Annotated in this window: 22 protein-coding genes; 12 read left to right on the plus strand and 10 right to left on the minus strand. The window is 65.0% G+C overall.

All coding sequences use genetic code 11. The features are described from left to right. Positions 1-25 precede the first annotated feature (25 nt). Positions 26-481, plus strand: a complete 456-nt coding sequence (locus KV110_RS24920; RefSeq protein ID WP_218469703.1) for an NUDIX hydrolase — start codon at positions 26-28, stop codon at positions 479-481. Positions 482-653: 172 nt separating this feature from the next. Here KV110_RS24920 and KV110_RS24925 read toward each other — a convergent pair whose 3' ends face one another. Further along, complete coding sequence (locus KV110_RS24925; RefSeq protein ID WP_343224119.1) at positions 654-1238, minus strand: phosphotransferase; 585 nt, start codon at positions 1236-1238, stop codon at positions 654-656. A 250-nt stretch (positions 1239-1488) separates the two neighbouring features. On the opposite strand from KV110_RS24925, the gene KV110_RS24930 reads away from it, so the two are divergent. Together KV110_RS24930 and KV110_RS24935 are read left to right on the plus strand one after the other, a co-directional pair. Next, on the plus strand, positions 1489-2496 hold the full coding sequence (locus KV110_RS24930) for a hypothetical protein (protein WP_218469705.1): 1008 nt from the start codon (positions 1489-1491) through the stop codon (positions 2494-2496). A 706-nt stretch (positions 2497-3202) separates the two neighbouring features. Beyond that, positions 3203-3535 carry a hypothetical protein gene (locus KV110_RS24935; protein WP_218469706.1) on the plus strand — a complete coding sequence of 111 codons (333 nt, stop codon included), beginning with the start codon at positions 3203-3205 and terminating at the stop codon, positions 3533-3535. A 225-nt stretch (positions 3536-3760) separates the two neighbouring features. Here KV110_RS24935 and KV110_RS24940 read toward each other — a convergent pair whose 3' ends face one another. Next, the gene (locus tag KV110_RS24940) at positions 3761-4201 is read right to left on the minus strand and encodes an SUKH-4 family immunity protein (protein ID WP_218469707.1); all 441 of its coding nucleotides are present in this window, start codon (positions 4199-4201) and stop codon (positions 3761-3763) included. 730 nt (positions 4202-4931) lie between these two features. On the opposite strand from KV110_RS24940, the gene KV110_RS24945 reads away from it, so the two are divergent. After that, on the plus strand, positions 4932-5453 hold the full coding sequence (locus KV110_RS24945) for an ATP-dependent DNA ligase (protein ID WP_218469708.1): 522 nt from the start codon (positions 4932-4934) through the stop codon (positions 5451-5453). A 161-nt stretch (positions 5454-5614) separates the two neighbouring features. Here the strand turns inward: KV110_RS24945 and KV110_RS24950 are convergent, their stop codons facing one another. The 7 genes from KV110_RS24950 to KV110_RS24980 form a co-directional block, all read right to left on the minus strand. After that, positions 5615-7132 carry an alpha/beta hydrolase gene (locus tag KV110_RS24950; RefSeq protein ID WP_246633953.1) on the minus strand — a complete coding sequence of 506 codons (1518 nt, stop codon included), beginning with the start codon at positions 7130-7132 and terminating at the stop codon, positions 5615-5617. 46 nt (positions 7133-7178) lie between these two features. Further along, a complete protein-coding gene (locus KV110_RS24955; protein WP_218469710.1) occupies positions 7179-7799 on the minus strand; it encodes a response regulator transcription factor in 621 nt (206 codons plus the stop codon). After that, positions 7796-8941: a sensor histidine kinase gene (locus tag KV110_RS24960; protein WP_246633954.1), complete on the minus strand. Its 1146-nt coding sequence runs from the start codon at positions 8939-8941 to the stop codon at positions 7796-7798. Before KV110_RS24960 ends, KV110_RS24955 begins: the two co-directional genes overlap by 4 nt. Then, complete coding sequence (locus KV110_RS24965; RefSeq protein ID WP_218469711.1) at positions 8938-9753, minus strand: ABC transporter permease; 816 nt, start codon at positions 9751-9753, stop codon at positions 8938-8940. The genes KV110_RS24960 and KV110_RS24965 overlap by 4 nt, the downstream gene beginning before the upstream one ends. Then, positions 9750-10745, minus strand: a complete 996-nt coding sequence (locus KV110_RS24970; protein ID WP_218469712.1) for an ABC transporter ATP-binding protein — start codon at positions 10743-10745, stop codon at positions 9750-9752. Before KV110_RS24970 ends, KV110_RS24965 begins: the two co-directional genes overlap by 4 nt. Before the next feature lie 529 nt (positions 10746-11274). Next, entirely contained in the window at positions 11275-12201 is a 927-nt protein-coding gene (locus tag KV110_RS24975; RefSeq protein WP_218469713.1) for a phosphotransferase family protein, read from the minus strand. Next, a complete protein-coding gene (locus tag KV110_RS24980; protein ID WP_218469714.1) occupies positions 12198-13469 on the minus strand; it encodes an NsdA family TPR-like regulatory protein in 1272 nt (423 codons plus the stop codon). The genes KV110_RS24975 and KV110_RS24980 overlap by 4 nt, the downstream gene beginning before the upstream one ends. Before the next feature lie 740 nt (positions 13470-14209). Here KV110_RS24980 and KV110_RS24985 point away from each other — a divergent pair. The 8 genes from KV110_RS24985 (at position 14210) to KV110_RS25020 (ending at position 19428) form a co-directional block, all read left to right on the plus strand. Continuing rightward, the gene (locus tag KV110_RS24985; RefSeq protein WP_218469715.1) at positions 14210-14698 is read left to right on the plus strand and encodes a hypothetical protein; all 489 of its coding nucleotides are present in this window, start codon (positions 14210-14212) and stop codon (positions 14696-14698) included. A gap of 101 nt (positions 14699-14799) precedes the next feature. Further along, positions 14800-15276, plus strand: coding sequence for a hypothetical protein (locus KV110_RS24990; RefSeq protein ID WP_218469716.1), 477 nt, complete (start codon positions 14800-14802; stop codon positions 15274-15276). Then, positions 15273-15800: a hypothetical protein gene (locus KV110_RS24995; protein ID WP_218469717.1), complete on the plus strand. Its 528-nt coding sequence runs from the start codon at positions 15273-15275 to the stop codon at positions 15798-15800. The genes KV110_RS24990 and KV110_RS24995 overlap by 4 nt, the downstream gene beginning before the upstream one ends. A gap of 117 nt (positions 15801-15917) precedes the next feature. Further along, positions 15918-16901, plus strand: coding sequence for a nucleoside hydrolase (locus KV110_RS25000; RefSeq protein ID WP_218469718.1), 984 nt, complete (start codon positions 15918-15920; stop codon positions 16899-16901). Positions 16902-16992: 91 nt separating this feature from the next. After that, positions 16993-17280 carry a WhiB family transcriptional regulator gene (locus KV110_RS25005; protein ID WP_218469719.1) on the plus strand — a complete coding sequence of 96 codons (288 nt, stop codon included), beginning with the start codon at positions 16993-16995 and terminating at the stop codon, positions 17278-17280. 315 nt (positions 17281-17595) lie between these two features. Continuing rightward, a complete protein-coding gene (locus KV110_RS25010; protein WP_218469720.1) occupies positions 17596-18207 on the plus strand; it encodes a TetR/AcrR family transcriptional regulator in 612 nt (203 codons plus the stop codon). Next, complete coding sequence (locus KV110_RS25015; protein WP_218469721.1) at positions 18207-18416, plus strand: hypothetical protein; 210 nt, start codon at positions 18207-18209, stop codon at positions 18414-18416. The genes KV110_RS25010 and KV110_RS25015 overlap by 1 nt, the downstream gene beginning before the upstream one ends. Positions 18417-18612: 196 nt before the next feature. Beyond that, positions 18613-19428, plus strand: a complete 816-nt coding sequence (locus KV110_RS25020) for an alpha/beta hydrolase (RefSeq protein ID WP_218469722.1) — start codon at positions 18613-18615, stop codon at positions 19426-19428. A gap of 781 nt (positions 19429-20209) precedes the next feature. Here the strand turns inward: KV110_RS25020 and KV110_RS25025 are convergent. After that, complete coding sequence (locus tag KV110_RS25025) at positions 20210-20359, minus strand: hypothetical protein (RefSeq protein ID WP_218469723.1); 150 nt, start codon at positions 20357-20359, stop codon at positions 20210-20212. Positions 20360-20397: the final 38 nt, after the last annotated feature.

Here is a 20397-nt window from a genome sequence, read left to right on the forward strand (position 1 = left end):
CGCCGACCTGAAAGGATAGGAACTGATGATCGACACCATGCTGCTGGAGAACCTCGTTCAGGACGCCGAACGAGACGGGGTGCAACAACTCGTCGTCGGCGCGGTCGTCCAGTACCACGGCAAAGTGCTTCTGCTGCAACGACCCGTCGACGACTTCATGGGAGGCATCTGGGAATTGCCCAGCGGGAAGGTCGAGCCGGGTGAGACGCTCGGCACTGCGCTGATCCGCGAAGTCAAGGAAGAGACCGGCCTCGACGTCGCCGACATCCAGGAGTACCTCGGTGACTTCGACTATCAATCTGGCAGCGGCAAGAAGAGCCGCCAATTCAACTTCACCATCGACGTCACCGCCCCCGACCCGGTCGAGCTGACCGAGCACGACGCCTACACCTGGACCAGCCTCACCGAGGACCCGCCGGTTACAGACGCCGTGAAGCAGGTCCTCGCCCACCATGCAAAAGTAAGGACTGACCTGCCGTAAGGACAGTCACCACCGACTCGGAAAGAGCGCGTGCGTGAGTACTGCCGCACCCAAAGCCATTGCGGAGGGAAAGCCTCAGCGGCACACAGTGATCGGGGATGTCCATCTGACGCACGCGAGGCTCCGCCGGTTCCGCCAGCACACCTCGGGACTGGTGACTACGCGCGGGGACCTAGGTTCCGGCGGTTCGACACTCCGGCTGATCGTGGCGGGTGCGAAGTGCAGCATCTACCTGTGCCGCATCAACACTGGTCTTCTGGCCCCAGAGTGGTGCGGCTGCTGCGAGTTTATCGGTCAGGCTGTGTACCAGGCGTTGTTCGTGGTCGGCGGTGCGAGTGCCTTCGGCGATGACCTTGGCGTAGCGGACCGTGTCGAGGACGGCGGACTTGATCTTTTCGTGGACGAGGTACACCTCGAGATCGTGTTCCCAGTTGCCGCAGAGGGCCTCGGGTTCGGCTGCCGCCCACGCGGTGAGGAACTGCCGATGTTCCTCGGGCCAGTAGCCCATTTTGTGGAGGTGGATGGCGCCGTCGCATACCGGGTCCCCGTACAGGGCAAGTTCCCAATCCAAGAACACTGTCCGGCCGTTGCGGATAATCATGCTCTTGCGATGTAGGTCGGTGTGGATCATTCGAAATGGCTTGGGCTGTAGGGCTTTCCATGTCCCGTGCAGCGGTTCGAACGGGTCGGCGGGTACTCCGAGCTTGTGATACAGCGCGCCGGCAGGCCACGCATGCCAGCGAAACAGCACCCACACGAAACCACGAGCAATGCACGATAATGCCGCAGTGCGGGCGTTCTGCCTCGGCGAGAACGACTGCGGCGCAGAACATCCGGATTTGCCGATTACACGATGTGGTACAGCGGCGTGGTCTTACCTGGGTCATCAGAGGATGCCGACTCGGCGGCAGCGCGGGCGCGGTTGTCCTACAGGGTGTGTCGGCTGACCGGTAGTCAGCAAAATTCTGGGCGTCGTCTATCGCCATGCCGGGCGGTATCGTTCGGCCATGTCAGATGTGAGGCCGCGCTTCGCTCGGCGCGGCGGCGACCAGCTGACCACAGCCGTCGCAGGGTGGGAGCCGATGCGAATCGCGCGCACCGCTGAATGGGTAGGGTACGCGTTTCTGGTCGCGGGGTGGGTCGCGGTGACCCTCGGACTGTGGTCGACGCCGTCGCCGGATCCGGCGTTCGATCTGGATACGAACGGACTGTTTGCCGCGGTGTTCTATGTGTACGGACCCTTGTTCGCCGTATTCACACCGGGCCTGCTCGTCGTCGGCGTCCGGGTGGTGCGGAGCCGGGTCGAATCCTGGACGCTCGTCGTTGCCGGGCTGACGATGGGTCTATACACCCAATTCGTCGCGACATTGACCTTCCTCACCGACCATCGGCCGCACCTGCCCGGGTACGTCGACGTGAGTCTGGCCTGCACTGCTGGCGCGTGCGTTGCCGCACTTGTGGCGGTTTTCGTGCGCCGGTGGCCCAGCCGCAGTTACCCCCGCTGGATTGCTGTTGTCGCGTTGTTCGTGGCGGTGTCCGCGGTCGGGCCGCTGATCACCTCGCACGGCGAGCGGTTGGGGCCGGTCGGGTTGCTGTCCGCACATCCGGAGTGCGGGCTCACGATGTCGGACTGGGTCGACGCCGACGGCACGGCGGTCTACACAGGAAACATCGATGCCAGGTACCGCCCGGATACGGAGGTAAAACCCGCGCCGATCGGCCCCGTCGAGGTGACCGTGACACTCACCGACGGAAAGATGACGACGGCGATATCGCCGGACAATCCTGCGGCGATGGCCAACACGTCGGAGCTGCGACGTAAGTCTCGCTCGCTCGTCGCCTCGGCGCAGCACGCCGAAGTCAGGGTGATCAGCAGGATGGAGTCGCCGGAATGCGACCGCGGAACCCGCGTTATCGCCGTGACGTTCAGCGGGACCGCGGCGAAAAACGATACTAAAGGAAGACCCGTCGAGCTGCATCACATCGACGGACAGTTGACTCGAGTGGTCGAATGAAAACAACAGCACGCAGGTAGGTCGGACGTCGTCGATCGCGTCGCCGGACGATCGCGATGCGAGACAGTTACATCTCACCTTGGTGGCCCGTCCAGGTCCAGCGGCGATGTCCGCTCATGCCGCATGCCGCGCGTTCTCGACGTGTCGATGTCAGCGGACTTGATCCAGGAGACGCGGTATAGTTCGAACCTATGTTCGATGATGGCCGGAGGAGTTCAGCCCGTCACTACGTCGGGTCGTCGAACCTCCGACGCCTGTCATCGTTGACCTCGGCCAAGCGATCTCAACTCAACGCTCAACCTTCGGCCCGAAGAAGTCGGTACCGCTGCGGGTCAGATCCGGCGGCTTGCGCCTGACCGGAACCGTGCCAGGACTGCTGCACGGCTGGGCCCGGGCCTGGAACGGGGCATGGCTGGGACTCGTCGAGTTCACCGCCCCTACCGGTAACGGCCACGGCCAGCTCGTCTTGCGCCAGTGGTGTCCCGAGCACTCCCTAGCACCGCCGCCCAACTCCGCCGGCCAAGACGATCGTCTCCATGGTCGACACGGGCGGTAGCCAGAGTCCCACTCGCTGGAGACGGAGGAATTGTGCAACAGACGAATACATGCGCTCCACCGGTTGCCAATCAGCAGGGCCATGTCCTCGCGTATCAGTGGTGCCCGCAGCGAGCATTGTCCGAACCGAAGTGAACCGCAGGAGTGCCCCATGACCGCACGAGAGGAACGACCCGGTGACGTGCTCTCGGTGGTGATGGCCGCCATCGATGACGAGGGCGACTGCGGCAGCTTCGCGACCGCCGAGATACATCGGGTGGTGCGCCGTGACCTCGACCCAGCACCGACACTCGACGAAGTCGCCGCGGCGTTGAACCTGCTCGCGCTGCCCAACATCAACGGACTCCGTGCAGACGGTGGTGGGTGGCAGATGGCCGACCCACCGGATGTGGTCGCGCGCCGACTGCATTACCTAGCCGATGCCGTCGCCGACTACCGGCACGGGTACCGCGACACCCTCCACCTGGACAACGACATCTACTGAAACCTCGGACCCAGTTCTCATCAGGACATCTGCAGACGCGGGTACCGCCGGTCACCGGCGGCCCGCGGGTGGCTGCGTCCATGGATACGGACGGTGCTTATCCATTGATTTCGACGGCAGCGGGGGCTGGTTTCAAGATCGAGTATCCGTGAACTCCGACGGCACCTTGTGTGGCGGGCTGGGGACCGGCGGAGCGTAGACGCGCCGTAGGCTACGGCCTCACTGTCAGATGGTGAGGCCGTAGCCTAGTTCCTCCGCGGCGACGGACCAGAACTGGTTCTCGCCGGCGACGGCAGCAGGGTCGATGCCGCGGAAGGTGGCGAGGGTCTGTTCTCCGTGCGCTTCCAAGGTCTCCTCGTCGTCCTCGTCGATGTGGCGGGCTTGCGTGCGGGCCTCGGTGTAGGCGCAGGCGCACGCGGCGAAGCGCTCGACGGTGGTGTTGACCAGCTCTGTGCCGTCGTCGGTCACGATCAGGACTTCGCCGTCGTCGGCGACGACCAGGGTCTGTAGCCCGTCGTCGTCAGCGAGGACTGTGCAGGCGTGGCCATCGGCCAATTGGGTGTGGGGATACGGTGCGCGCCACCAGGTGCCGGCGAACGGAACCATGCTGCCGCGCCTGCCGTCGAGGCTAGCCAGTGCCGCGTCGATGTCGGAGTCGTGTGTCATGTCGGGTCGTCCAGAAGGGGTGTCGTGGCGTCAATCCGCGCGGGGCGCACCGCAGGGACGCTACCGGAATTCAGAGACAGCCGATCTTGTATCTCTCCGCCCCGGCGCTGCCACCGGCAGAGCCACGGGAACGAGCAAGGTTCACTGACTCCAGCAGCTCCACCAACCCCAAAACGTTAGCGGCGTCGATACATATCTCGTTGTCGGCCACGGCCTCCCACTATGCCTCAACACCCCACCGCTGAGCCCACCACAGATGCCGTCCAAATTCGTGGACACTACCCCTGTCCGATTTCAGGGTGCCGTCGAAATCCGTGGACAGACGCCGTCCAGATCGATGGACGTAGCCACTGCGGGCGTCATTCCCTGGGGTTCTGGACCTATAGCGAGCTGTTGCACCTGCTGATCTGTGGACTGGTAGACCAACGGTTCTTCGGGGGTGTTAGCTCTGCGGCTCATTGTTGGTCAACCAAGCGATGCGGTGATCATGGTCGGCCGAACGCTCGGCATGCGGCAGAAGCGGATATTCGCCTAGTGCCTGTCGATCGCACAGCGGCTAGAACGCAACCGATGAGTAGGCAGTCGCGCCCGACACCCCACACAGCCTGGTTTGCTCAATGTTGTCTATCTAGGAAGTATTCCGCTCGCTTACGGTGACGCAATCGCATTATTGCAGGCAGTGGGTGTATTCCTTGCCAAGGTGCGGCGAAACTAGCGATACGCTGCATGAGTGCCGGTGCCGACTCCGATGTTGGCCGTCTCGGGTCCGCCCCCGAGCGATGACACCTGGGCGACAGAACTGAAATTCGACGGCATGAGGGGCATCGCCATCTCGCGCGGTGGGCGATGGCGGATCTATAGCCGAGCCCAGCGCAAGGTAACCCCATCTTTCCCCGATGTCGCCGAACGCCTGGCTGCGGCAATACCCGACCGAGACTGGATCCTCGACGGTGAGATCGTCTCCCTGGCCGCCGATGGGCGACCGTCGTTCCGGCAGTTGCAGCGACGCATCCACCTCAACCGCCCGACCACCGCGGCGATTCAGGCCACACAGGTCGAGTATGTAATTTTCGATCTTCTGGCCCTCGATGGTGAGCCCACCACCGAGCTGCCCTACTTCGCGCGCCGTCAACTGCTGGAAGCACTCGACTTCACGGGAGCCGGATTGCGGATCGCCCCCAGCTGGCCGGGAAGCGACGCGGAACGGGTCCTCGCCGAGGTTGCCGCCTTCGGCTTGGAAGGCATTTTGTAGCCAGGGTTTGAAGATTGACCGATTGACCGTGGTTGCGGATCGTAGCGGCATCGTATCGACTCGACGACAAGGGCATCGCGCTCTTGGAAGCTGTGATCGGGCCGGCGGCGAGTCGGTGATCTGGGCCGAGCCAGGTGGAAGGCGTGATCGACCCCGCGCGGTCAGAGCGCGCATTTGGCTTCTGCGGGAGGCAGTTTCAGGTCGATCAAGTAGTTGGCCACGACGCCGTGGACACAGGGGTTGGGGGACAGGGCGGCGGTGTGTTGTTCACCCTCGACCGTGAGCATGGCTCCGCTGAGTGCTCGGGCGAGGCTGACGCCGCCCGCATAGGGGGTGGCGGGGTCACCGGTGGTCGAGATCGTCAGGGTTTTCGGCAAGTTCTCGATACCGGTAGCGTAGGGATAGCCCAAAGTTGGTTCTGCGGGCCAGAATTCGCATCCGTCGCGGGCGCCGTCGGCTCCGGTGCCAGGGTCGGTGAACGGCGCGGCCGCGTAGATTCTTCGGCGCAGATCCGTTTCTTCCGCAGGGCTGCGGCGCTGCTCGTCCAGGCAATTGATGGCGTAGTTGGCCTCACCGAAGTTGGACCAGCGCCCGTTCGCGTCGCGCCCACGCAGCACGTCGTTCAGGGCGAGCAGGATATCGCCGCGGCCGGTGCCGATCTCGGCGATGCCCCGCAGGATCGTCGGCCAGGCCGAAGCGACGTACAGGCCCGCGCCCACCCCGCTGAACGCACCGGAGAAATCCAGTTTCCGGCCGTCGCCGGCGGGCACCGGGTGGTCGTTCAAGGGGCGGGCGATGCTCTGGAAGACCTCGGTGGCTTTGGTCGGATCGGTGCCCAACGGGCAGTCGGGGCGGGTGGCGCAGTCGGCGGCCATCTTGTCGAACGATCGCTGGAAGGCGGCGAATTGTGACAGGTGGCGCTCGACCGTGCCGCTGGCCGGGTCGATGGCGCCGTCGAGGACCAGCGCGCGGACATTGCGCGGGAACATCTCCGCATACACCGCGCCGAGGCGGGTGCCGTAACTCAGCCCGGCGAAGGTGAGTTTGTCGTCGCCGAGGGCGGCGCGCAGCACGTCCATGTCGCGGACGGCGTCGCGGGTGCCGAGGTGCGTAAGCACATCCAGCCCACCGGAACGCTCGGCGCACCGATTCATCAGGGCATGAGTGTCGGTCGCGGTCCAGCGGCCCACCGCGGCGGCGGTCGGGAAAACGGCCTGGCCGGTATCGACCTCCGCGTCGGTGAAGCAGTCGACCGCGGGAGTCGAGGCGCCCACACCGCGCGGGTCGAAGCCGATCAGGTCGAATCGCTCGGTGATCGGATTGTTCGCCCAGATTTTCGCGGCGGCGGCGGCCAGGCTCATCCCGGCGCCGCCGGGGCCACCGGGATTGAGCACGAGTGATCCGAGCTTTTCCCCGCGGGCAGGCACTTTGAGCAACGCGATCCGCGCGGTACGGCCGTCCGGATTCTGGTAGTCCAGTGGCACTTCCATGCGCGCGCAACGGAGATCGGGGCTGCTGGCGAAGGCTTCTTCGTCGCCCGAGGTCGTGGCATACCCGTCGCAGGTTCCGAAGGATAGGTGCTGGTGGTAATAGCGCTGCAACGGTTCCGGTTGCTGCGCGCAGCCGGCCAGGGCCAGCACTGACAGGGCCACCGTTACGGCGGCCGTAGCGGACTTCATGTCGAACTCCATCGTTGTATGTATTGCGAAAGGGGTTCGGGCGGAACTAGATCCAGCCCTTTTCCCGAGCTTTGAGCGCGGCCTCGTATCGGTTCGCGACACCGAGTTTGGCCATCGCGGAGGACAGATAGTTGCGGGTGGTGCCGGGCGACAGGTGGGCGCGGCGGGCGATATCGTCGACCGACGCGCCGTCGAGGGCGTACTCGAGCACGTCCGCCTCGCGTCCGGTCAGGACGGTGTCGCCGGCGCTGATCGCCTCGGCCGCCAATTCGGGGTCGACGTAGCGGCCGCCGGCATGGACGGTCCGGATCACTTCGGCCAGTGTGGCCGCCGAGGTGGTCTTCGGCAGGAAGCCGCGCACGCCCGCGGCGAGTGCTCGTTTCAGATAGCCGGGGCGCCCGTGGCTGGTGACGATCAGGGTGCCCGCGCCGGGGGTGAGACGCTGCAGTTCCACGGCGGTTTCGATGCCATCCATGCCGGGCATCTGCAGATCGATCACGGCTACCGCGACCGGTGTGCCCGCGGCGGTCCGGCGCCGCCACTCGGCGAGGAGCTCCTCGCCAGAACCGACATGGCCGACCACCTCGAGATCGGTCTCGATATCGAGCAGGGTCGCCAACGCGGCGCGGATGAGTGTTTCGTCGTCGGCCAGCAGGACCGGAATCATTTTTTCTCCCAGTGGATTTCGAGCTCGAAGGCATCGCTCGACGCGTTCACCTCGAGGGTCGCCCCGGTGGCCGCGAGCCGTTCAGCGAGGCCGCGGAGCCCAGAGCGCTCCCCACTCGTGCCGCGCGGACAGTTGTTGCGCAGCGACATCCCGGCATCCCCGAGGCTCAGCACCGCCGAGGTCGCCGCGGAGTGCTCGACGATGTTGGTCGTACCCTCACGCACCACCCAGGCCGAGACCTCGTGGTAGCGCGCCGGAACCCTGGCCGCGTCGCCTTCGACCACCAGCCGGCATCCGACCGCGGCGAGCAGCGAGCGGGCCCCGGCCACCTCGGCCCGCAGATCGATGCCACGGTAACCGCGCACCAGCTGACGCATCTGGCCCATCGATTCGACGGCGAGGGTCTTGACCTCGTCCATCTCGGCGGCCGCGCGCTCGGCGTCGCCCGCTCGCGAGAGCACCGCCGCGAGTTCGCTTTTCACCGCGATCGCGGAAAAGCCGCGGCCGACGACATCGTGCAGGTCCCGCGCGAAGCGCAACCGTTCCTCGGCCACCTGTAGCTCCGTCTCGACCACCCGCGCCCGCTCCAACTCCTCCACCACCCGCAATCCCCACACCGTGAGCAAAGTCGTCCCGACGGCGAAAGCACCGGCCAGCGAACCCACCAGCGCCGCGATCAGGCCCTTGCTCAGAGACGAGGCGAAGACCAGACCGGTGGCGAGGCCGATACCAGCGACCACCCACCACTTGTGCCGCGGCAGAAACGAGACGACCGAGAAGACGGCGACTATCGCCGTATAGCTGCCGGCCATTCGCGCTTGTTCCGCGACGGACTCACTCACCGCGAGCCGGGTGATTACCGCATAGGCGACCCACACCCCGCCCAGTAAGGCGATGGCGGTGGGCAAAGCCCAGCGGTGCGATACCGCATCGGTCGCGAACTCGGGTTGGGCGTGCAGCGCGAGGATGGCCGCGATTCCGGCGATCACGATCCCCAGGGCGGACCACAGCGCATCCATGCCGTTGGTCACCACCACGACGAGCACCAGCAAGGCGATCGCGAACTGCAGGGTGACCCGGGTGTAGAGCCGGAACTTGGCGGCTCCCGGCAACTCGTGCCACCACCCGGTCAACCGGTTCATCCCCGATCGTCCCAGCGGAAGCTCCTGCGGGTCAGCACGACTGCCAGGACGGTCCACAGCGCCAGTGTGGCAAACGGACGGCCGAGATCGGCGAAAGTACCTGTGAAGCCGGCGGCCACGTCGGCGTCGGCGGCCGTGGCCGGCTTACCGGCCGCGCCGAGGGAGACCAGGTCGGACACCGCGGCGAACGGGGTCCAGTCGGCCACCGCGGCCAGCCGATCCGGCAGGACACCGCGGATGGACCCGAGACCCAGCATCGCCACGATCATCACCGGCAGCGAGGTGATCTGCGCGGCCTCCGCGTTCTTCGTCACCGCGCTGGTCGCGAGCGCCAGCAGCGCGAACAGGGCGACGCCGCCGATCAGTCCCAGCGCGATCGCCACGGGGTTCACCGGCGCCGGCGCGCCCGTGCCGTAGACCACGGCGGCGACCACGACAGTGCAGGCGAGCGTCACCAGCACGCCCGGCACCGCCGGGGCGGTCTGGATCTGCCAGTCGGCGGCTTCACCGGTACGCAGCCGCTTCAGCACGCCCTCGCCCCGTCGCGTCGTCACCATCGACAGCACCGAGTAGTACTGCACGAACAGCAAAGTCAGCAACGCCAGCATCTCGAAGGTCGTCGCCGCCATCGCGGCCGTCGCCGGCTCGTCCTTGCGAGCGATCAAATACTGAGCCAGCGGTGTTCCGATCGGGAAGACCGTCGCCATATAGACCAGCGTCTTGTTCCGCCGGAACTGCAGGAACTCCGCCCTCGCCAGCGCGGCCAACGGGCGGCGGCGAAAGTTCGTGGCGGGCATGGTGGTGTCGATCATCGGGCTGCTCCGATCAGGTCGGGGGTGGTGGTCCTCGCGTCCGCCGGATCGCCCGCGATATCGAGGAAAACCGACTCGAGGGACGCGGCGCGGGCTTCGAGACCGCCCAGTCGCAGGCCGTGCTCGCGGGCCCAGGCGAGTAGCTCGAACAGATGACTCTGCAGGTCATTCGTCGTGACGGTGACGCGAGCTCGGGCGTCGATCCGCGCGGTGGGCAACGGCGGCAACGACAGTCCCGGATGATCGAAGGCGATCCGGGCCGGGTGCCCGTCGACGATCTCGCGCAGTGTGCCCGTGCGGACGACCGCACCCTTGTGCATGATCGCGATCCGGTCGGCGAGGGCCTCGGCTTCGTCCAGATAGTGCGTGGTGAGCACCATCGTCACCCCGGCCGCCTTGAGCTCGGCGAGCAGTCGCCAGGTCGCCCGGCGGCTTTCCGGATCGAGCCCGGTGGTCGGTTCGTCGAGAAACAGCAACCGCGGCCGACCCAGCAGGGCACACGCCATATCGACGCGGCGTTGCTCACCGCCGGACAGCGAACCGACCCGGACGTCGGCCCGGTCGAGCAGGTCGACCTGGGTGAGGACCGCCTCGGCGGTGGTGGGGTCGGTGCACGTCCCGCGCCACATCTCGAGCGTTTCGCGGACGGTCAGCTCGGCGGGCAGCCCACCGGACTGCAACATGATTCCGACCTGCGCGCGTACCTGCGCACGATCCCGGAGCGGATCGAGACCGAAGACCCGCACCACGCCGTCCGTCGGCGCGGCCAGCCCCTCCAGCAGGTCGAGGGTCGAGGTCTTGCCCGCTCCGTTGGTTCCGAGCAAGGCGAAGACCTCCCCGGCCACGATCTCCAGGTCCACCCCTTTGACCGCTTCGAAGGCGTCCTTGCCCTGACCATAGGTCCGGCGCAGGCCACGCGCGGTGATGACATCGTCGATCGGTTTCGTCCCCCCGCCAACCTGATTCGGGGCTTTGCGAAGTGCGCTGTTCATGGCTTCAACGATCACGGAGACCGCTGGAAGACAGTAGTAAGCGCAGTCACCGAATCCCTATGACTTGCTCATGGATCGGCCATGACAAATGTCAGTGCCCGCCCGGCGACTACAGAAGTTGCCCTGAGTTCGTTCGGGCACCACTCCTAGCGAATAACCCGCCGAGACCGGGCCGATCCCATACAACCGCAGCAGCGCCTTGCGCGCCTGGGCGCGGTCCATGGCGCGGATTGCCTCCTCGTCGTAGCCGCCGGGGATCGTCGCGAGTTCCCTTGTCTTCCAGTCGGATTCCCAGGGCGCGGCCGCCCCAACGCAGCGACTGCCAGTGCACGCCGGGCTCGTGGTGGTGGGTGGGGTCGGGCAGAGCGGTCGGTTTCGCCGTGGTCGGGTCGAAAGCGAACGGCGCGGGCGGTCTCAGTGTGCGTTCGGCACACGGGATGAGTTCGCTCCCATTCTTAGACCGAGCCGCCGACGCTGTTTGGGGGACTTTTCAGGCGGCGGGAGATTGCCCGTGTGCAACGCCGGGTTCTTAGAGGATGTTCCAACCGATCGGGGCATTCGCCTTTAGCGCTTCGATGCGGCGTAAGACCTCGGCCGCGGTGGAGGAACCCCTTGCTGATTTTCGTGCGTTCGTGGTGATCATGCGTAGTTCTCGCAAGTCACGCAACCATCGATAGCCAGACCAATCGCGGATGTCGAATCCGTATGACGTGGCGAACCGGTCGTATTCATCGGCAGGGTGGCCGAAACGGCGGCAATGGACCTCGAGCGTGGCCAGGTCCCATTCGGGTGGCCCGATTGCTGCGTTCTCCCAGTCGGCGAGCACGGCGCATTCATTTGGCTTGTCCCACAAGGCATTTAGGTGGTGCGCATCGCCATGAATCGGTCCCCGCGGTAGGACCCATCGGATGTTGTCGGCATGCTCTGCCAGTTGTTCTCGTCGTTCATGGAGCATCGCGCGGTCCTGGGCGGACAGGATTGTGTTGTTATCGATCGCCGTTGAGATCGCTTCGAATGTGTAGGTGATCTGTTGGTCAGGCAGTGCCACCGGTACGGGTGCCCGGCAGGCGTGCAGTTTGGCGAAGGGCTCGGCGAGATCGGCCGCGCTGACGATCCTGTTTTGTTGATCCAGGTATCGCCAGAAGGTGACCGGACAACCTGAGATGTGGAGCGGTTGCTCGGTGTCGATCAGCGACACAGTCGGTACCGCCTGTTGCTGGAGCCAGCGTACGAGGCCGACGACGTCGATGTGGCCGTGGTGATCGGGTCTGCCGATCTTCACCACGATCGGTTGCGCGGCGAGCAGATACACAGCGTTGGTGTGATGACGCATCACCACCGCAGACGCCGCGTCGAAACCCGCAATGCCGCAAGCCGTCTCAAGGATGTTGCGGGTGTTTTCCGGAGTGAATGTTGATTCGGTCAGGTGCATCGGTTCGGCGTCTTGGCGTGTCATTGCGCTTCCGACTGGGCAGTGACCAGCTCTCGAAGGGCACCTGCTGCGGGTAGTTCCGCCCTCCGGGCCGGCAGTGCTTCGAGCACGTCAGTCGCACGGGCAATCACGAGTCGAGTTCGGTGCCCTGGAGGCAGCGAGTCCAAGACTGTCACCGCCAGCTGGCAGCCCTCTTCAGCTGATCTGTCCATCGCGTAGCCCACTGCAGCATCCAGTTGGATCAGCGCCGGGTCGATGATAACTGCCGGCGTTGACTTGTAGAGCCGTAGCGCCTCGTCCTGGACGCGGCGGGCTCGAGCGAGGCGCCCCATGTAGGTCAGTGTTCCAGACAAATACAGCAGCAGACGTTTAGAGCTGAAACGAAAGGCTTCGTCACTGGGGGCGCTATCAAGCCCGTCAGTCAGCGTCTGCGCTTTCGCCATCGCCTTTTCGGCTCCGTGATCGTCACCCAGCCTTGCGAGGGCTCGAGCCTCGGCGGCCGCAGCCAGTGCAGTCGCGTCACAGGCGATATCAGGCAACAATTCCTGCGCGGACCGGGCCAACGTCACAGTGTCCGCGAGATCGCCGTAGTAGTAGGGCAGCATCGCGTGCTGGGCCCGGACCCCGGCCCGCAGTTCGAAGTTCGGACTGTCGTCTGCGGCAAGCCGAGCGGTGCCGTACCAGTAGTTCGCACGCTGAATCTGGCCCAGCTTCATCAGTGCATCGGCGGTCAACAGACTCAGCACCGCGGACGCCTCCGAAAGGCGTGCCTGGATCGCGGCCGGTTGACGCTCCGCCGCGATCGCCTGGACTTCGAGCAGATCCGGCGCGATCGCAGCCAAGGCTGTGCTCGGCGGGATGGTCGTGTAGGTGCGTACCCGTTCTGCTACACGTTCTCCGATCAACTCGACGCGGGCGGGGGTAACGCTACATCTGGTCAGTGTCTGGTCGACCGCCATCCGCAGGCTGTCGAGTTCCGACAGCAGACCTTCACTGCGCTGTCGGGCGGGCAGGACTTGCGCGACACCGGAGTCGAGCAGTGCGTTGTTGTCCCGCGTTTGCTGATAGAGGGCTTTCTCGAATCGCTGCTTCCCGGCATCGTCCAGCTTGGTGTACGCCTCTTCGAGAAGGCGTTTGCTGCTCGGGCTGATCCGCGCGTGAGGCCCCTGCGAGAGCCAGAGCCGTACTGATCGCGGAGAACACCCGATCCGATGGCCGAACTCGTCGGTGCCTAGCAGCATCGCATCTTGCAGGCACGCGACCTCAAAACCGGTCCAGGTGACACCGATCATCGGCGGCTCCGCTGAGTGTGGTGGTTGATAGTGGTGTCAGGCTACGCCCGGCGCATAGGCCGGTGATCAAACAATTCCGGAAAAATGCCGGTTCGTTGCCTTTCCGCTTCCGACCTTTGGGCGAAGTCTGAAGGAGCACCCGGCATTCCGCGTTGGACCCCTCACCCCGGATATGGACATCCCTCCTCTCCGCACTGGGGCCGTCGTAGCCGTAGCCGAGTGCTCCAATCGTCCCAGGGAGCGCACACCATGCAGACCTCGCTGACCGACCGATATCCGCAGGCAATTGCGTACGTTGCCTACCACGCTGAACCCAGCGTCGCACCCGAAAGGGCGTGAAAAAAATGTGGTTCGGATACTTCAGAATGGATCTAATCGGGCAGCAGTCCATGGATGCCGTCACCTCTGCTATACGCGAGTTCGCGATGCAGTCCGACTTCGGACCGGGTGGAGTCTTCATCGAGCCCAGAGCTCCCGAGTGTGTGCTGAATTCGCTGATTGAAGAGGCCGATCGCCGAGTCCCCAGTCTCAACATCAGGGGACGTCTCGAGCAGGTAGCACGGTCACGGAATCTGGAGCTCGCACGGGTCCTCGACCCGCAGCTACCGAGCTCTCACCGGCTGTGGGAGTTGATGGCGCAGCTAGAAGGCGAGGGCGGTGGTCACGTGGTGGTGCCGTCACGGGCACATCTGACCAGCGTTGGCCCCTCAGGGCTCGCCGTGCTCCATCGCATCACCACGATGAGAACTGCCCATATCTATTACCTCACCTCCGGCCGTCAAATCCCGCCCCGGCAGCCGATCCCTGCACGCTTGCCCGCCACCGACGAAGTGGTGCTGGTGCAGTCGCGGCTCGACGGGGAAACGCTGCCCAAACGGCTCGATGCGATCAAGGTTTTGACCGATCGGATGTGGATCGATCAGATGGTGCCCGTTGAACAGCTCTACAAGGAGCTGGTCGACGATGCCAATCGTGCCGCCCGCGCTGCGCGGGAACGAGGCTTCGGCCCCGACGGCAACGACGGATACATCCGGCTGCTGCACCGATCCGACGACCTGCTCGTGGTGGAACTCGAGGAAACCCGCTCGCGCCCCGATCCACCCAGCGGCACACTGAAAGCGTTGTGCGCGAACGCTATTCGGTACACCGAGCGCGGGCGAACGATCACCCGATGCACGCTCGGCCGCGAGTACGCGGTGCCATTCGAACATGCCGGAGCGAGGCAGTGATGGATACATACACCACCATCCAGTCGCTGCTCGAGGGGACACTATCCCCCGAGTTCGGCTACCCGGTCCTTCCCGCTGAGTCGTTACCGTCGAGGGATCGGGTGCTGACCGCGCTCGCCGGTCAGCTCAGCGAGGCACCGGAGCTGCTCGGGTGGGCCCGGGAATTGGGAGATCTGCACGCCTCGCTGATCCCGGGCACCGTGGATCCGGACCGCCGACAGCGGGTGGACGTGTTTGCGGTGCACGCCCAGATCGCCGATCTCGAGGCCGAGATCAACTCATGGGCCGTGTTCAATGTGCCGCGCCCTTCTGGTGCGCGACGGCACACCCATTCTTTTGGTGAGGTGATCAGCCATGCCGCCCGGACATATGCCCACGTCGGGTGGACGATTCGCCACGCCGGCGACCAGCAGGAAACGCCGTCCGGCACGGAGCAGAAGAAACACGACGCGTGGTTCCACCTCGCTGAGGTCGTCGAAGGATACGTCGATCTCGTCAATGACGTCGCTGCGGGCCTTGTCCAGCTGCCGCTTGGATGGCGCGGTGCGCGCCCCCTCGACGTGGGGCCGTCGAAATGACCAAGGACTCGATACCACTGCACACCCATCACACCTCCACGGCCGGACTGCCACTGGCCGCGGACTGGGTCCGCCATTTCGCCGTGGTCTGCCCGCCGATCTCTCCCTCGGCAGGCATTGGTGAACGCCTCCTCACAGCGTGCCGCCGCCGGGTCCTGTGGCTGCCGCGCCAGAACCCGCAGAACGCGGCCGATCTGGTTCGCCATAGCCCGGTTTGGTCCGACTATGCGGTGAAATTCCTTTTCGCGCACCAACACTGCACGCTGTCACACGGCACTACACCTCGCGGCGTCGACACCGAGGTCCACCGTCTGGTCCACGCCGTCGACAACGCGGTCGCCGATCTGGTCGACATACCGATCGACGACGTCGAGATCGGTGCACTGCTGTCTCGGATGGCGCAGCGGTGGCTGCTCTATCGGGCCTTTGCTAGCGACCTCAATATCGCGGGATTGCTGAAAGCCCAACGTGATTACAACACCGCAGTAGAGCAGCTGCCAATGCTGCGCACCCGCAGGCGATGACCCACTCGACCGATTGGCCGCTGACCTCCCCCTTTCACCGTTACACCAGTCGCGCAGATCCGTTGCCAATCAACATCTTTCAATCACCTCGACGAGCTCACCAGAAGGGATGGGTCTGTGAACGCTGCCCCCTACCTCGCTCCGGATTCACCAACGGTCGTACTGGACACCGACCTCGGTCACGACCTCGACGACATGCTCACGCTGTGGGCCGGTACACGTCTGGTCCGCCACCTCGGTGTGATCACGACCGACGAGACCGAGGACTATCAACGGGCACATCTGGCACGCAAGGTCCTCAACAGCCACGGCCGCCCCGACGTGCCCGTCATCGCCGGGCGCCGACTCCCCGGCGCCGATCAGCGCTTCGTCATGGGCGGACTAGTACAGCCGACCTGGCCCGCGTGCACCGACGTCCTCGGCTACGTCAGTGCGATCTGTGAGAAGTCGACTCATCCGGTGATCTGGGTGGGGATGGGTCCAGCCTCCAATCTCGCCGATGTTCTCACCGCCCGGCCTGATCTTTGTCCGCAGATACGACTGACGATGATGGGTGGCTGGCTCGACCGCTACAGAAATCCCGACCGAGCCTCACACAACCCCCGCATGGACCCGGCGGCGTTCGATCTCGTTATGAGGACGGCCCACAAGCCTCGGCTGGTGATGAGCAGCCACACCAACGTCGATGAGCTGGCCGTCACGCCCACCTCTGACCTGTACGCATGTGTGACGAGGCCGAACGCACCTGCCGAGCTCGACCTGATCGCCCAGAACGCATCGCGCTGGTTCGCCTACCGGGCACGCCGCGCGCCCCAGGCCGTGCCGAGTAGCTGGATGAACGATCCGCTCACCCTGGCCGCCGCCCTCGATGTCCCGGTCGTGGAGTTCGTGCCCGAAACCGTGCGCATCGAAGCCGACGCGCGCATGAATCGCGACCCCGGCGGCTACCCGATTCAGGTCTCTGCCGAGGTGGACTACAGCGGCTTCCTGTCCTGGCTTACCGCCGCGTTGCCCCTGACCGCGAAGCACACCTGTCCGCATTCGAAACCTCGATCCACCCACACCATCGACACCACCGGGAAAGGGATGCCGTTCGTATGAAGGCAATTGGTTGTACCGCAGCGTTTCTCGACGCCCGTTGGGATCCTTCGTGTTACGACGCCGCTCGTCGCCATGTGGGCCAGCGGCTCTCATGACCGGGTTCTCCGTCAGGTCGACGTCCACCGACGCCTGGGACTGGCAGATGCGCGGGAGCTGCCGCACAGAAGATCCAGCAGTCTTCTACCACCCCGACGGCGAACGAGGCAAAGCACGCCTTGCACGAGCGAAACGAGCCAAGGAAATCTGCCGCACCTGCCCGGTGCTGGCTCAGTGCCGAGGTTACGCCCTCAAAACACGCGAGCCACACGGGATCTGGGGCGGCCTGTCCGAGGAGGAACGCCACCGGATCGCCGCCCGCACGAAGCGACGGCCACGATAACACCGCACCCGAATCCGCCTCCAGCGTGGGCCATTGCCTGCACGGGCCGAAAACTACCGCGCGCCAACGGCTTTCTACACATCAACGCGTTGAACGTTTCCTTAGCGGTGTCGATAAATCGTTTCGCTGCAACAACTTGATCTACATACCGGTGAACGCCCTGTGCTGTGCACCGTTCGCACCCGCTCCCCTCCGCAGCGCTCCGGACGCTGTACAGGGGGCGCTCGTCACCTATGGCGACGACCGGGATCTGGTCGCCGCGTCCACCCGCATCTAGTACTGACCCGCAGCCGTGATCGAGGAGCCCACCGTCCAGTGACCACATCCCCACTCGCAGTTGACGATAATCCTGCAAGCGAGCAGCCGGATCCAACCGAGATCCGCCAACAGCTGCTGCGAGCCGCAACCGAACCGTTCCTCACCCGCGGGTTCTCGGCGACCTCGATCAGGCAGATCATCGAACGTGCAGGTGTCCGGCGGCCGTCCGGCATCAGCAAAATCATGATCGGCCACGACGTCGCCGACGCGGTGTGCAATCAGGCCACTGCGCGAATCCACCGCTTCCGCCCCCGCGATGTCGACGACCTCATCGCCATGCTGGTCACGTGGACCGAGGTCGCCATGGCGCGACCGGGCTGGGTTCGCCTCGAACTCGAACTCGCCGCACACGGCAACGACGGTGACCATCGAGCCGCTCAACGTTCAAGCCAACTCCGCGCCGCCGTCGTCGCACTTCTGGCCACCGTCCGCAGCGGCACGCCAGCCGGCACCAACGCCGAGGAGGGCCGAGCGATGGACGAGATCCGCGCGATGTTGGTGTGGTCGACCCTCATCGGCTTCGTCTGCCGCAACGCCCACAACCTCGATGTCTCACGCGCCGCGATAGCAGAGCACATCGGCTATGTCGTGCGGTTCGCGGTCTCCTGATGGCGCCCACTCAACACCGCGCCGAGGACAACAGCAGCCGCGCCACCGACAGCGAACCCGCACCCGCTCCGTCACTCGCCCAGGTGCACAACGCCTTTGACATACCTACCACTCCGGATCACACCCTGCTGCCCGCGGTACTCGCCGGACTGCGGGCCCTCAGCCGATCCGGAACCGATCTCGAGGGAGTAGACGCGAATGTCGAATGATATGCGAATACCTGTTGCGCACACTCTGATTCAAGCTTTCACTGTCCTGGTTGCCGTAGTGACGTTCAGCGTCCCGGCCGTTGCTCACGGTGATGGGATTGTCCTGCAACCCAGATGCGAGGACTTGATGATGCCGACCGCGGTCGGTCAGATCGGTGCGACATTGTGTCGACCAGCGAAGCCGACAACCACGGTCATGGTGTTGATACCAGGCGCCAGCATTGACCGCTCCTACTGGGACCCCGCTGGGGATCACGCCGGTGGAGACAGCTTCCGCACCGCCATGAATGCCGCGGGAGCCACGACCCTGGCCATCGATCGCCTCGGCAGCGGGCGCAGCAGCAAGCCGCCTGGCGCGACACTCACTTCCCAGGTCCAAGCCACCGCAGTCGGCGAGTTGGTATCCCAACTACGGCACCAACACGGATTCGCCCGAGTCGTCCTCGCCGGGGCTTCCCTCGGCTCAGCAATCGCGACCATCGCCGCAATCAACGGCGCCGAACTCGACGCCCTTCTCCTCACGGGCTACTCCCACAGCGTGGACGCGGCTGGTACAGCACGGATTGCGACGACATTCGTGCGCGCTGACACCGACCCGCGTTTCACGGGTCAAGGCTATGACGCAGGCTATCTGACCACCGCCCCGGGAACCCGCGCCTCGAGTTTCCTCGGACCCGGTGCCGACCCTGCGTTGATCCCGATCGCGGACGACACTGTCAGTACGTTCACCGCAGCCGAGATGACGACGGGTCTGCCGACCACCGTCGGCCCCATGACGCTCGACATCCAGGTACCGGTTTTGATTGCCAATGGTGAGCTCGATCCGCTCTGTACCCGCCAAGCCTGCGTCGACTCCGCCGCTCTCGCTGCCGCCGAAGCACCATACTTCCACCAGAACGCCAGGCTGCAAGCCTATGTGCTTCCTCGTGCCGGACATGCCATGAACTTCGCCGAGAACCGTAGCGACTATCACGAGGCCATCGTCGGCTGGATGGCGACGATCGCAGACTAACCACGAAGGCACCGGCGAGCGCCCCAGCTCCGACCGCAGCCCTCCGCGTCCGGCGAAACCCGTGCCCAATCTGGAATCGCTCCGGCATGAATCGGCGCTCCGCGCGAACTCCGGATCTCGATGCCTCTGCTGGAGAGGAGACGTAACGATTCGAACGCTACGGCTGATCCACAAGACCTGTTGCCGGTCCGCGGCCGCGTCTGCCCACCACCGCCTGCGCTTACCAACGAACCAGCCGAACCTCCCGCCCCACTGCGTAGCGAACGCCCGTCGCCCAAACACCAGTGCACTCCCCGCAAGCACCAACCGCTGCGGGCACGCCGAACAGCCGAGCCGGTGACTGCGAGCACCTGATGAGCCCCGTATTCGACATTGCAATTATTGCGCTGGCGATCGGCGGCCTCATCGGACTGGCACGGGTGCTGCTGGGGATCCCCAGCGCCGCGGCTGCGCGTCGTGAACGGCGCTCGGCAATCAAACATGTTCGACAGCACGGCAGTTGGCCCTGCGGACACACTCACAGCCCACCCACACAACCGTTCACCATCGCGCAGGCGCACCGGGAGATGCAGCGCCACCTCCGATGCAGCCTTGAAAATTGCGGACGCAAACGCGCCGCATACAAGCGCCTGATCAGAGGCGGTCACGCCGTCCCTGATTCGACCAACCTCGACCGGAGGCTACGTTTGTGGATCTGGACGCGATCCCTGCTGGCAGTTGTTCGCGAACCGCGACCATAGTTCAGCAGGCATGCTCCGCCGGGCACACCCGCCGACCATCGTCACCGAGGAAACCACCACTGCGGACGGGCCGTGACTATCCGCGACTGGTCGCCGAACTCGGTCTCGACGACACCGTACTCGCGGAGCTGGTCGGCGGAGAGCGGGATGTGTTCACCGCAGCCAGCGGCGATCAACTGTCCGGGCTGCATGGACCCAAGGCAAACCCTGCCCCGCGCGGCCGTGGGTC

The sequence above is a fragment of the Nocardia iowensis genome, from assembly GCF_019222765.1.
Taxonomy (GTDB): domain Bacteria; phylum Actinomycetota; class Actinomycetes; order Mycobacteriales; family Mycobacteriaceae; genus Nocardia; species Nocardia iowensis.